This window comes from Bacillus sp. FSL K6-1106, from assembly GCF_038005245.1.
GTDB classification, from domain to species: Bacteria; Bacillota; Bacilli; order Bacillales; family Bacillaceae; genus Bacillus; species Bacillus altitudinis.
Genome location: NZ_JBBOSV010000001.1, coordinates 1848524 through 1862091, shown reverse-complemented (window position 1 = coordinate 1862091; position 13568 = coordinate 1848524). Strand labels below are relative to the sequence as shown.

The window sequence follows — 13568 nt, the reverse complement described above, 5'->3', positions numbered from 1 at the left end:
GATGAACCCAATCAAAAGAGGCAAGCTTATAGAAGGAGGAATACACGATGACACAGACAAAAGCATTGATTCATCAAACAGAACAATACGGTGCGGCGAACTATCATCCGTTGCCAATTGTGATTTCAGAGGCTGAGGGAGTGTGGGTGACTGATCCTGAGGGCAACCGCTACATGGATATGCTCAGTGCATATTCTGCAGTGAACCAAGGACATCGCCATCCCCGCATTATTGAAGCGCTTAAAACACAAGCTGACCGCGTGACACTTACATCAAGGGCCTTCCATAATGATCAGCTTGGCCCATGGTATGAGAAGATTTGCAAATTAACGAATAAAGAGATGGCATTGCCGATGAATACGGGTGCTGAGGCTGTGGAAACGGCTGTAAAGGCAGCGAGACGATGGGGCTATGATGTCAAGGGGATCGAAGAGAATCGCGCAGAAATCATTGCATGTACCGGGAATTTTCATGGTCGTACAATGACGGCTGTGTCACTGTCTTCGGAAGCAGAATATCAAAGAGGTTTCGGTCCGATGCTTCCAGGCATAAAGCTCATCCCTTATGGAGATATTGAGGCGTTACGCGAAGCGATCACTCCGCAAACAGCGGCTTTTCTCTTTGAACCGATTCAAGGAGAAGCGGGCATTGTCATGCCGCCTGAGGGCTTTATAAAAGAGGCAAAAGCGATCTGTGAGAAGGAACATGTGTTATTGATCGCAGATGAAATTCAAGTGGGATTAGCGCGGACCGGCAAGATGTTTGCATGCGACTGGGAAGACATTGAGCCGGATATGCTGATTCTTGGTAAAGCACTTGGCGGTGGGGTATTCCCGATCTCATGTGTTGTCGCAAACCGTGATATTTTAGGTGTATTTAATCCAGGGTCTCACGGGTCTACCTTCGGCGGGAATCCTCTTGCGTGCGCAGTATCACTTGCTGCACTAGATGTTTTAATCGACGAGAAGCTTGCCGAGCGCTCACTGGAGCTTGGGCAATATTTCAAAGACAAACTATCACGCATTCAAAGTCCTGTGATTAAGGAAGTACGCGGGCGTGGACTATTTATTGGGATGGAACTGACTGAGGCAGCTAGACCTTATTGTGAGAAGCTCAAGCAAGCAGGGCTGTTATGCAAAGAAACCCATGAGACAGTGATTCGATTTGCACCGCCGCTTACCATTTCAAAAGAAGACTTGGATTGGGCAATTGCTCATATCCAAGCGTTATTTCAAGCATAAATGATCAAGGGAGAAGCCTTCAAATTCTCCCTTTCTCTTTCAATGAACGGCGAATTTTGTCAAAGGTTGATGAATAGAAGAGTGAAAGTGGGGAAGCGGATTTGAAGCCAGAACAGCATAATGAACTAGAGCGTTCCATGAAAAGCAGACATCTTTTTATGATTGCCTTAGGCGGGGTTATCGGAACAGGCCTTTTCCTTGGGTCAGGACTCATTATTCATCAAGCAGGCCCAGGGGGAGCCATTCTTTCGTTTATCATTGGCGGGTTGCTCATGTATTTGGTGATGCTCTGTCTTGGTGAATTAGCAGTGGCGATGCCGACAGCTGGTTCCTTTCAGGAGTATGCAACCAAATATATAGGTCCGTCCACAGGCTTTATGATCGGCTGGCTTTATTGGTTTAGCTGGGCATGTACAATTGGACTGGAGTTTACGTCAGCAGGCATTTTGCTCCAAAGGTGGTTTCCTGATATCCCAGTTTGGCTTTGGTGTCTTGCCTTTAGCGTCATCTTATTTGCCATCAATGCCATCTCAGCTCGCAGCTTTGCTGAAACCGAGTTTTGGTTTTCAGCCATCAAGGTTGCTGCGATCTTATTGTTTATTATCATTGGAATTGGCGCAATTTTCGGAATGATTCATTTGAAAGGTGGGGAACCTGCCCCCCTATTTCGCCATTTGACGGATCATGGCGGACTTTTTCCTAATGGTGTTTTTGCGATTTTATTAACCATGGTCACAGTCAATTTCTCCTTTCAAGGAACAGAGCTTGTAGGGATTGCAGCAGGGGAGAGTGAAAATCCAGAAAAAACACTCCCACGCTCTATTCGGAATATTATTTGGCGGACGATGGTCTTTTTTGTTTTATCGATTGCGGTTCTTGCAGCGCTTCTGCCATGGCAGACCGCCGGCGCAGTGGATAGTCCGTTTGTTGTGGTGTTGGACAAGGTCGGCATACCATACGCTGCAGATATCATGAATTTTATCATCATCACAGCGGTCTTATCTGTAGCAAACTCTGGACTATATGCATCATCACGTATGCTTTGGGCGCTTTCAAAAGACGGGAAAGGACCTGTTTTCACGAAAAAATTATCCAAACGTAAAATCCCGATCAATGCCTTATTGGTGACAATGGGTGTATCCGCTCTATCACTGCTCACGAGTGTTGTAGCACCAAAAACGGTATATGTCTGGCTCATATCCATTTCGGGTATGGTGCTTGTCGTGGTTTGGATGTCTATTTGTTTATCCCAATACTTCTTTAGGAGACAATTCATTAAAGAGGGCGGAGATGTAAAGGATCTTGTCTTCCGAACGCCTTTTTATCCATTCGTGCCATTAGCAGGCTTTATCGCATTTGGCATTGTTCTTATCAGTTTATTCTTTATTGAGGATCAGCGGATTGGTCTTTATTGCGGAGTTCCATTTATGGCCGCCTGCTACATCATTTACTACCTCAAGATTAAACCGAAGGAAGATGCGAAACGGTTTAATGAAGAGAAAGAAACGATACCGAAAACTTAAGCAGGCGGCTTTTGACCGCCTGCACCTTTTCAAAGACAAATGCATTCAATATAGAAGAAAATAAATAGTTTGAAAAAAATAAAATAGCGGAAAGCTAGATGACAAGCAGGTTATCGGTCAAAATGTGTCTATTTTTTGTCTAAATGTGTTTGTAAGAGTTGAAAATGCAAGATTATCCTGTTAAAATAATTAAAGAAAGCAGGGATTGATTTTTTTTGGCTGTGGCGGGACGTTTTTTGTCACAGTGGGACGTTTTTAGTCCAACGTGAAAAGAAAGGGTCGTTAGCCATGAATCGTTTATTGGAAGCTCAAAAAAAATTATTACCAGATCTTCTCACAGTTATGCAAAAGCGCTACGACATTTTGCAGTACATCAGATTAGCTGAACCAATTGGTCGCAGAAGTCTTGCGACAAGTCTTGGTCTCAGTGAACGTATCTTAAGAGCTGAAGTTCAGTTCTTAAAGGAACAAAATCTGCTGGATGTTAAAACGAGCGGTATGATGCTGACGACTGAAGGTCATGCTTTGCTTGAAATGCTTGAAGGAATGATGAAGGACGTTTTAGGTTTAACCTTTTTGGAAAATACATTAAAGAGGAAATTAGGCCTGGAAGAAGTCATCATTGTTTCTGGTGACAGCGATGAATCCCCGTGGGTGAAGCAAGAAATGGGAAGAGCTGCTGTCCAATGTATGAAAAAAAGGTTTACTGGAAATAATATCGTCGCCGTCACTGGCGGAACGACGATGGAAGCTGTTGCCGAAATGATGACCCCTGATGCCAAAAATCGCGACATGATGTTTGTCCCTGCGAGAGGCGGTCTTGGGGAGAATGTAAAAAATCAGGCAAACACCATTTGTGCCCACATGGCTGAAAAAGCTTCCGGTACTTACAAACTGCTGTTTGTTCCAGGACAGCTGTCAGAAGGTGCTTACTCTTCCATTATTGAAGAGCCGTCCGTCAAAGAAGTGCTTCAAACAATTAAATCATCCACGATGCTTATTCATGGAATCGGTGAAGCAAAAACAATGGCGATGAGACGAAACACACCTGCTGAAGATTTAAAAAAGATTGATGAGCATGACGCAGTGACAGAGGCTTTTGGCTATTACTTTAATCGTGATGGCGAGGTCGTCCACAAAGTGCACTCCGTCGGCATGCAGCTAGATGATTTAGAAAGCATTCCACACATCATTGCTGTTGCAGGTGGATCATCAAAGGCTGGGGCCATTGAAGCTTATTTCAAAAAACCCCGCCGAACGGTTCTCGTCACAGACGAAGGAGCCGCAAAAGAGTTATTAAGGGAGTCAATAGATCCCTCAATATAAAACATTGTGACCTATAAAAGGAGGAAACATCATGGCAGTAAAAGTCGGTATTAACGGATTTGGACGTATTGGACGTAACGTATTTCGTGCAGCATTAAACAATCCTGAAGTTGAGGTAGTAGCGGTTAACGATCTAACAGACGCTAACATGCTTGCACACCTTTTACAATATGACTCTGTTCACGGAAAACTAGATGCAGAGGTTTCTGTAGACGGTACGAACTTAGTAGTGAACGGTAAAACAATCGAAGTATCAGCTGAGCGTGACCCTGCGAAATTAAGCTGGGGTAAACAAGGCGTAGAAATCGTTGTTGAATCTACTGGATTCTTCACAAAACGTGCAGACGCTGCTAAACACTTAGAAGCTGGCGCTAAAAAAGTCATCATCTCTGCTCCTGCTAACGAAGAAGATATCACAATCGTTATGGGTGTAAACGAAGACAAATACGATGCAGCTAGCCACGATGTCATCTCTAATGCATCTTGTACAACAAACTGCTTAGCTCCATTTGCAAAAGTACTTAACGATAAATTTGGTATCAAACGCGGTATGATGACAACTGTTCACTCATACACAAATGACCAACAAATTCTTGATCTTCCGCACAAAGACTACCGTCGTGCTCGTGCAGCTGCGGAAAACATCATCCCAACTTCTACAGGTGCTGCGAAAGCTGTTTCACTTGTATTGCCTGAACTTAAAGGTAAATTAAACGGTGGCGCTATGCGTGTTCCAACACCTAACGTTTCTTTAGTTGATCTTGTTGCTGAATTAAATCAAGATGTGACAGCTGAAGACGTAAATGCAGCACTTAAAGAAGCGGCTGAAGGAGAACTTAAAGGAATCCTTGGCTACAGCGAAGAGCCATTAGTATCTGGTGACTACAATGGTAATGCAAACTCTTCAACAATCGATGCTCTTTCTACAATGGTAATGGAAGGCAGCATGGTGAAAGTCATTTCTTGGTACGATAACGAGAGTGGATATTCTCACCGCGTTGTTGACCTTGCAGCTTACATTGCAAAACAAGGTCTTTAATTTCTCACACTGAAGGAACTCACTTGGTTCTTTCCTAGAGACACGATATAATGAAGACGGACAAGGGAAGGGGAAGCATCCCTTTCCCTTTTTCTCTGTATTTATCCGTTCTGCACGATTTCTCGTTTTGATGAGGGCAAAATGGGAAAAGGATAAAGAGAGACTTGTCCAATGCGTAAGGAAACCAGAATAAAGGAGGATCTCCTGACGAGCATGAATAAGAAATCAGTAAAAGACATTGACGTAAAAGGTAAAGTTGTGTTCTGCCGCGTAGATTTTAACGTTCCAATGAAGGACGGAAAAGTGACGGATGATACTCGTATTCGCGCAGCATTACCAACGATTGAGTATTTAACAGGACAAGGCGCAAAGGTACTACTAGCTAGTCATTTGGGTCGTCCTAAAGGTCAAGTTACTGAAGAACTGCGTCTGACACCTGTAGCAAAACGTCTGCAAGAGCTTCTTGGACAAGAAGTGAAAAAAGCAGATGAAGCTTACGGCGACAACGTGAAAAAGCAAATCTCTGACTTAAAAGAAGGAGATGTGCTAGTGCTTGAAAACGTTCGTTTCTATCCTGGTGAAGAAAAGAACGATCCTGAATTATCAAAAGCGTTTGCTGATTTAGCCGATGTGTATGTCAATGATGCGTTCGGTGCTGCACACCGTGCACATGCATCCACAGCTGGTATTGCAGCGTATCTTCCGGCTGTTTCAGGCTTCCTCATGCAAAAAGAGCTTGAGGTTCTAGGAAAAGCCATTTCAAACCCTGATCGCCCATTTACAGCGATTATCGGTGGCGCAAAAGTAAAGGATAAAATCGGTGTGATTGAAAGTCTTCTTGATAAAGTGGACAACCTGATCATCGGCGGCGGACTTGCTTATACATTTGTCAAAGCACTTGGCCACGAAGTAGGGAAATCTCTATTAGAAGAAGACAAAGTAGATTTAGCGAAATCCTTTATGGACCGTGCAAAAGAAAAAGGCGTGAACTTCCTGATTCCAACAGATGTTCTGGTAGCCGACGACTTTTCAAATGATGCGAATACAAGCATTGTGCCAATCTCTGAAATTCCAAGTGATCTAGAAGCACTTGATATTGGAATAGAGACAAGAGAGAAGTATGCTGATGTCATTAAAAACAGCAAACTTGTTGTCTGGAACGGACCAATGGGTGTATTTGAAATCGATGCATTCGCTAAAGGAACAAAAGCAATCGCAGAAGCACTGGCAGAAGCAAAAGATACATATTCTGTCATTGGCGGTGGAGATTCAGCAGCAGCTGTTGAGAAATTTGGTCTTGCCGATCAGATGAGCCATATTTCTACAGGCGGCGGCGCTTCACTTGAATTTATGGAAGGCAAAGAACTTCCAGGTGTGACTGCATTAAACGATAAATAAGACCAAAACTGCTATAAGGAAGTGTCAATCATGAGAAAACCAATTATAGCTGGGAACTGGAAGATGAACAAAACACTTGGTGAAGCTGTAAGCTTCGTTGAAGAAGTCAAGTCATCTATTCCATCTCCTGACAAAGTGGAATCTATTGTCTGTGCACCAGCCCTTTTCCTTGAAAAGCTGAACAGCCTTTCTAACGGAACAGACCTTAAAATTGGTGCGCAAAACATGCACTTTGAAGAAAACGGTGCATTCACTGGTGAAATCAGCCCTGCTGCGCTTAAAGATCTTGGCATCGGCTACTCAGTGATCGGTCATTCAGAGCGCCGCGAATTCTTCGCTGAAACAGATGAAACAGTGAACAAAAAAGCACATGCTGCATTCAAGCATGGCATCGTTCCAATCATCTGTGTAGGTGAAACGCTTGAAGAGCGTGAAGCAGGCAAAACAAACGAACTTGTCGCTGATCAAGTGAAAAAAGCACTAGCTGGTTTAACGAAGCAGCAAGTCGCTGAATCTGTGATTGCCTATGAGCCAATCTGGGCGATCGGTACAGGTAAATCTTCTACAGCAAAAGATGCAAACGATGTTTGTGCGCACATTCGCCAAACGGTTGCAAGCGAATTTGGTCAAGAAGCGGCAGACAGCCTTCGCATTCAATATGGCGGAAGCGTGAAACCTGCGAATATTAAAGAATATATGGCAGAATCCGATATTGACGGTGCTTTGGTAGGCGGCGCAAGCTTAGAACCTCAGTCTTTCGTTCAATTATTGGAGGAAGGTCAATATGAGTAAGAAACCAGCTGCATTAATCATCTTAGATGGATTCGGTTTAAGAGGCGAAACAGTCGGTAACGCTGTTGCCCAAGCAAAGAAACCGAACTTCGACCGCTACTGGAACGAATTCCCGCATCAAACCTTAACGGCTTCAGGTGAGGCAGTGGGTCTCCCAGAAGGTCAAATGGGGAACTCTGAAGTTGGGCATTTGAACATCGGTGCAGGACGCATCGTGTACCAAAGCTTAACAAGAGTGAATGTGGCCATTCGTGATGGGGAATTTGAGAAAAACGAAACGTTCCTAGATGCAATGACTTATGCAAAAGAAAATGACAAGGCCCTTCATCTATTCGGTCTCTTGTCAGACGGCGGTGTGCATAGCCACATCCAGCATCTTTTTGCCTTGCTGAAACTAGCGAAAAAAGAAGGCTTAACAAAAGTATACATTCACGGCTTCTTAGACGGACGTGATGTTGGTCAGAAGACAGCGAAAGTGTACTTAAAACAGCTTGAAGTACAAATCAAAGAAATCGGTGTCGGAGAAGTCGCAACACTTTCTGGACGCTATTACTCAATGGACCGTGACAAACGCTGGGATCGTGTGGAGAAAGCATATCGCGCGATGGCGTATGGTGAAGGCCCAAGTTATCAAAACATCTATGATGTCGTTGATGACTCCTATGAAAATGGAATCTACGATGAGTTCGTTATTCCATCTGTCATTACGAGAGAAAATGGTGAGCCGGTAGCAAAAGTAAATGACGGCGACTCTGTGATTTTCTATAACTTCCGTCCAGACCGTGCGATTCAAATTTCAAACACATTCACAAATGAAGATTTCCGCTCGTTTGACCGCGGAGAAGCACATCCGAAGGATTTACACTTCGTCTGCTTCACACACTTCAGTGAAACGGTAGATGGCTATGTGGCTTTCAAACCAGTGAATTTGGATAACACAGTAGGAGAAGTACTTTCTCAAAATGGATTGAAGCAGCTGCGGATTGCTGAAACAGAGAAATATCCTCACGTGACGTTCTTTATGAGCGGTGGGCGTGAAGAAGAATTTCCTGGAGAAGACCGCATCTTAATCAATTCACCAGATGTCGCAACCTATGACCTCAAGCCAGAAATGAGCGCTTATGAGGTAAAGGATGCACTTGTTGCAGACATTAATGCGGACAAGCATGATGCGATCATTCTGAACTTTGCTAACCCAGATATGGTGGGGCATTCAGGTATGCTTGAGCCAACAATCAAAGCCATTGAAGCAGTAGATGAGTGCTTAGGAGCTGTAGTCGACGCAATCCTAGCAAAAGGCGGACATGCTATCATCACGGCAGACCACGGTAACGCAGACGTGCTCATTACCGAAGAAGGAAAGCCGCATACTGCACATACGACAAACCCTGTTCCAGTCATCGTAACGAAAAAAGGGGCAACGCTTAGAGAAGGCGGCATTTTAGCCGATCTATCTCCAACGCTTTTAGACTTACTTGGTCTTGAAAAACCAAAAGAGATGACAGGAACATCATTGATTCAAAAATAACAAATTGATTCAAAAGGAGAGAAATAACGATGCCATACATTGTTGACGTATATGCACGCGAAGTATTAGACTCTCGCGGTAACCCAACAGTTGAAGTAGAAGTTTACACAGAATCTGGCGGCTTTGGCCGTGCACTAGTACCAAGTGGTGCGTCTACTGGTGAATATGAAGCAGTAGAACTACGTGACGGAGACAAAGACCGTTACCTTGGAAAAGGTGTTCTGACAGCTGTAAACAACGTAAATGAAATCATTGCACCAGAGCTTTTAGGCTTTGATGTCACTGAACAAGTAGCGATTGACAAAATGTTAATCGAGCTTGACGGAACTGAAAACAAAGGGAAATTAGGCGCAAACGCAATCCTTGGCGTATCTATCGCTGTAGCACGTGCGGCTGCTGATTTCTTACAAATTCCACTTTACCAATACCTTGGTGGATTCAACTCCAAAACGCTTCCAGTACCGATGATGAACATCGTCAACGGCGGAGAGCATGCGGATAACAACGTAGACATTCAAGAATTCATGATTATGCCTGTAGGTGCACCGAACTTCCGTGAAGCACTTCGCATGGGCGCACAAATCTTCCATAGCCTGAAATCTGTATTAAGTGCAAAAGGCTTAAACACAGCTGTAGGTGACGAAGGTGGATTTGCTCCAAACCTTGGATCTAACGAAGAAGCACTTCAAACAATCGTAGAAGCGATTGAAAAAGCTGGTTTCAAACCAGGTGACGAAGTCAAACTTGCGATGGATGCTGCATCTTCTGAGTTCTATAACAAAGAAGACGGTAAATATCATTTATCAGGCGAAGGTGTTGTGAAAACATCTGCTGAAATGGTTGACTGGTATGAAGATATGGTATCGAAATACCCAATCATCTCGATCGAAGACGGCCTTGATGAAAACGACTGGGAAGGTCACAAACTATTAACTGAGCGTCTTGGCAGCAAGGTTCAGCTAGTAGGAGACGACTTGTTCGTAACAAATACGAAGAAGCTTTCTGAAGGAATCAAAAACGGCGTTGGTAACTCAATCCTCATCAAAGTAAACCAAATCGGTACATTAACTGAAACATTTGATGCAATCGAAATGGCGAAACGTGCAGGCTATACAGCTGTTATCTCTCACCGTTCTGGTGAAACAGAAGACAGCACAATTGCAGACATCGCTGTTGCAACAAACGCTGGACAAATCAAAACAGGTGCTCCGTCTCGTACGGACCGTGTGGCGAAATACAACCAATTACTTCGCATCGAAGATCAATTGGCTGAAACAGCTCAATACCACGGCATTGCTACATTCTACAACTTGAATAAGTAATGTAAAGCAACGCGCTGCGTGCGCTCTTTTGAAAAGAGCGTATCGCAGCGCTTTTTTATGTTGAAATAAAGATGCAAAGCTGGCTCAAGCGAATTAGCTCTGCTTCCTTTGTCATATCCTATTTTTGTAAAAAATCATCCTTCAGTCAGAGGCGAAACGATGAGCTTGACGATTTATAAGCAATAAATCATGAAAACTCTACTAAAAATATGATCTGAATTGAACTTATGCTATTTGCATGGGGGTGGTATCATTTTACATATATTAGGGGGTGATGAGATGCTGAATCCTTTTAGCCTTCGTTTTCCAGTAGGCGTGTACATGTATGTCCTTCACCTACTGGCGGCATATGATGAAAGGAAGCAACGAATTCTAACTTCTAAGAACGTACAGAAAAATGCATTTTGGATTTATGTCCTTGCCGCTATTTTAGGCATTGTGACAGTTGCCGCTTTGATTTGGGCATGCAAAACATTTGGAAAAGGCTCGAAATTTTTAGGAGAGTTCAAATTTTTAGGCATGTACATTAAAATCAAATGCGGCTTTTAACAGATGGTGAGAACAGATGCGGGGTCATCTGTTCTATCTGAAATAAATGGAGGGACATGATGCTGACATTACACTTAACAGAAAAAACGTATAGCCGCACCTTTTCTCTCCGCGATATTCAGTTAAATGTGGAGAAAGGACGTATGCTTCTGCTTTTGGGGCATAATGGTGCGGGAAAAACCACGATGATTCAGTCTATGTTTGGCCTGACACCATTTACGGGTTTTGTCTCTTTGCATGGTAAACAGCTGAATTTTCAATCCTCAGCACATATCTCCTTTTTGAAAGAACATGTTTCCTATATTCCTGATGATCATGCTTTGTTTGATTATTTAACGCCGAGAGAATATTTCCATTTACTCCAGCTTCCAGACAAACGAAATGGACCTCGAGAAGAGGCCTTCGTCGATCTTTTTGAGCTGAAACCTTATATGGATCAGCCAATTGCCCAGTTGTCTCATGGCAATCAAAAGAAAACACAAATCATTTCACAGCTCCTCAGGCCTTGTGATTATTATGTATTCGACGAGCCTACAAATGGACTTGATCCAGATATGATGATCATCTTAAAAAAGGTGCTCATGAAGCTGAGAGATCAAGGTGCAGGCATTCTCATTTCTACCCATCATTTGGGCTTTGGTGAGACATTGTATGATCACCTCATGATCTTAAGAAACGGTGATATCAAGCTGGATATGTCACGTCAAGAAACAAACAAAACATTCCCTCATCAAGCACTTGAGGATATTTATAAAGAAGTGAATCAAGATTACTATATGCATGTGGAGAGGTTGCTCAATGACTTGGACACGACACGTTCTTCATAAAATAGAATGGGGCATGCTCACAACGAAAATCAAGCAGATCGGCAAAAAATATCCTTTACAGCTTCTTTCAGTAGCCGTTTTTTTCTTGTTGATTTACTCCATATACGTTGTCATGAGCCTGCGTTTTTTTATGCAAGTAGGGGAGAGCGAACCAGTTGCTTTATACCTTCAATTTGTAAAAATGACCCTGCTACTTTTGGGAGCAGGTATTGTCTTTTCCCGTCATAAAATGAAGCGTCAAGAGTATCAGTTCTTCTTTTTGAATAGTGCGATGCAAAGTGTCTCATTTGTCCTTTGTGTGTATTTCTTTCCGGTGCTGTTTTGTTTCATCATGCTTGGTCTGCTTTTTTTACCCATCCTATTAGGGCTGATCATTAGCGGCGTTACACTATCTTTGTATTGGATCATTGTGGTAGGGATCACTTGCTGTGGATTGGCGCTCTGTACGCTTGCTTCTTGGATGCTGATACGCATTGGTGTGAGCCATTTTATATCAAAAACAAAAGAGCATTTACTGCTACAAACGCTCGGATTTGTGACGCTTGGTGCTTTCGTGTTTCTCCTTTTTCAAAAAGCGGTTGAGATGATTCACGTATGGCCGTCTATCTATCTTGTATTTCTGATGATCTTTCTATGTGCAGGGTGGTTTTGGCTGAAGGGCTTGGCGGCTTGTTATGTCAATCGGATGTTTTTGCAGCTAAAGGTAGAGGTGAAGTCGTTTTCTTACCAAAAAATCAGATCGGATTCTTCATTTTTCACACATCTGCGGCAGGAGCTTGTTTATTTTAGCCGATCAGCTGTGTTTAAAGAACAAGGTATTTTGTTCCTGTTTCTTGTCTGTTTCACGATAGGTCTCCCATTGATCTTTACTCCGGCAGAGACTGGCTGGCTGTATGCTTTTATTGTGCAGTTTGCCTTAAAGGAGATCCTTATTATGCTTCCTCTGATGATTGGCAGGGAATATCATCTCCATCAGCGAGCCATTTTTATGTTAAATACATCAAAGGGTGCCTATTTATTATCAAGAATTTTATTTTATTACACAATGAATATATTGATTTATTTTGTCTATATCGGGCTTGCTTATTTCATGATAGGGGTCGAAAGTGAAGGGCACGGTTTGGCGAGTTTGTCCATTTTATTGATCACTGTCATGGCGGCATGTGTCGGGTTTGTCGTGAAGATTAGTGAATTTAATAAACTGTTTGTGATCGTGATGATGATTGCTGTGTTCAGTATGTTGGATATGCTTTTAGTCCAGTGGCTTTCAGCAAATATCCAGCTGCTCTCAACTGCCTATATGGCTTGTTCAGCCGCATTCTTCATCTTCATATATGCTGCCATGCTAAAGAGGCCGATTGTGCGATGATGACGCTTTTATTTTGCTTAATAGCAGTTGTGCTCATTCATGAACTCGGTCATATCCTGATGGTGATGGTGTGCAACAAAATCGAAAAAAAACCCATCTTTGATTATGTGGTGATGATCGATTGGAAGCACGTGTCGATTGTCCATGAGAAATTTTCACGGCCGGGTTTTAATGTGATGGTGGCACTTGCTGGTCCTGTGTTTCCAGTGATCTGCTCGGGTGTGCTTTTCTTCATGTGGGGGCATCCATTGACGCATCCATTGCTGCTTTTTTCTTTATTAAATACAGTGATGCTGCATCCAGCTTGCCCAGACGGGAAAAATGTCATCGCCAGTTTAAAAGAGATGAAAGGAGAGAACTAAATGGTTAAAGTATTTCATTCGTTTTCTAGCGGCTTAACGCTTGCGATGCTTTATGTGTTTGCTGTGTTTATGACGCCAGTATTTTTAATGCTGCTAGAGGTTCATCATGTTGAATCAAGTCCAACTTTATTTGGTATGCCATTTTATATCATGAAAATTGAACAGTATCAATTCAGCTCAGAGGCAACGCTCTTTGGGTGCGTGGTCTGTTTTTTAGCGGGTGCCGCTCTCTACTTCTTGATTCAATATGTGATTCATGCAGTGAAAAAGAGCAGAACATAAAAAAAGCAGG

Annotated in this window: 13 protein-coding genes; all 13 read left to right on the top strand. The window is 43.0% G+C overall.

The annotated features are described in order from the left end of the window. The first annotated feature begins 47 nt into the window (after nucleotides 1-47). The 13 genes from MHI20_RS09880 (at nucleotide 48) to MHI20_RS09820 (ending at nucleotide 13558) form a co-directional block, all read left to right on the top strand. Nucleotides 48-1241, top strand: a complete 1194-nt coding sequence (locus MHI20_RS09880; protein ID WP_024719842.1) for an ornithine--oxo-acid transaminase — start codon at nucleotides 48-50, stop codon at nucleotides 1239-1241. 137 nt (nucleotides 1242-1378) lie between these two features. Next, nucleotides 1379-2764, top strand: a complete 1386-nt coding sequence (locus MHI20_RS09875; RefSeq protein WP_047945706.1) for an amino acid permease — start codon at nucleotides 1379-1381, stop codon at nucleotides 2762-2764. 288 nt (nucleotides 2765-3052) lie between these two features. After that, on the top strand, nucleotides 3053-4090 hold the full coding sequence (locus MHI20_RS09870; protein WP_008347711.1) for a sugar-binding transcriptional regulator: 1038 nt from the start codon (nucleotides 3053-3055) through the stop codon (nucleotides 4088-4090). Nucleotides 4091-4121: 31 nt separating this feature from the next. After that, on the top strand, nucleotides 4122-5129 hold the full coding sequence (gene gap / locus MHI20_RS09865; RefSeq protein ID WP_007500174.1) for a type I glyceraldehyde-3-phosphate dehydrogenase: 1008 nt from the start codon (nucleotides 4122-4124) through the stop codon (nucleotides 5127-5129). A gap of 213 nt (nucleotides 5130-5342) precedes the next feature. Continuing rightward, nucleotides 5343-6527, top strand: coding sequence for a phosphoglycerate kinase (locus tag MHI20_RS09860; protein WP_024719840.1), 1185 nt, complete (start codon nucleotides 5343-5345; stop codon nucleotides 6525-6527). Between the two features lie 30 nt (nucleotides 6528-6557). After that, nucleotides 6558-7319: a triose-phosphate isomerase gene (gene tpiA / locus MHI20_RS09855; RefSeq protein ID WP_017359213.1), complete on the top strand. Its 762-nt coding sequence runs from the start codon at nucleotides 6558-6560 to the stop codon at nucleotides 7317-7319. Beyond that, nucleotides 7312-8847, top strand: coding sequence for a 2,3-bisphosphoglycerate-independent phosphoglycerate mutase (gene gpmI / locus MHI20_RS09850; RefSeq protein WP_159159990.1), 1536 nt, complete (start codon nucleotides 7312-7314; stop codon nucleotides 8845-8847). The genes tpiA and gpmI overlap by 8 nt, the downstream gene beginning before the upstream one ends. Nucleotides 8848-8876: 29 nt before the next feature. Next, nucleotides 8877-10169 carry a phosphopyruvate hydratase gene (gene eno / locus MHI20_RS09845; RefSeq protein WP_264008194.1) on the top strand — a complete coding sequence of 431 codons (1293 nt, stop codon included), beginning with the start codon at nucleotides 8877-8879 and terminating at the stop codon, nucleotides 10167-10169. A 279-nt stretch (nucleotides 10170-10448) separates the two neighbouring features. After that, nucleotides 10449-10718 (top strand): hypothetical protein, encoded by a 270-nt coding sequence (locus MHI20_RS09840; protein WP_017368073.1) that lies wholly within the window; start codon nucleotides 10449-10451, stop codon nucleotides 10716-10718. A 59-nt stretch (nucleotides 10719-10777) separates the two neighbouring features. Beyond that, nucleotides 10778-11545: an ABC transporter ATP-binding protein gene (locus tag MHI20_RS09835; RefSeq protein WP_340937859.1), complete on the top strand. Its 768-nt coding sequence runs from the start codon at nucleotides 10778-10780 to the stop codon at nucleotides 11543-11545. Then, complete coding sequence (locus MHI20_RS09830) at nucleotides 11517-12914, top strand: hypothetical protein (RefSeq protein ID WP_159145121.1); 1398 nt, start codon at nucleotides 11517-11519, stop codon at nucleotides 12912-12914. Before MHI20_RS09835 ends, MHI20_RS09830 begins: the two co-directional genes overlap by 29 nt. Then, nucleotides 12911-13276 carry a hypothetical protein gene (locus tag MHI20_RS09825; RefSeq protein WP_159145120.1) on the top strand — a complete coding sequence of 122 codons (366 nt, stop codon included), beginning with the start codon at nucleotides 12911-12913 and terminating at the stop codon, nucleotides 13274-13276. The genes MHI20_RS09830 and MHI20_RS09825 overlap by 4 nt, the downstream gene beginning before the upstream one ends. After that, a complete protein-coding gene (locus MHI20_RS09820) occupies nucleotides 13277-13558 on the top strand; it encodes a hypothetical protein (RefSeq protein ID WP_008347692.1) in 282 nt (93 codons plus the stop codon). The last annotated feature ends 10 nt before the right edge of the window (nucleotides 13559-13568 follow it).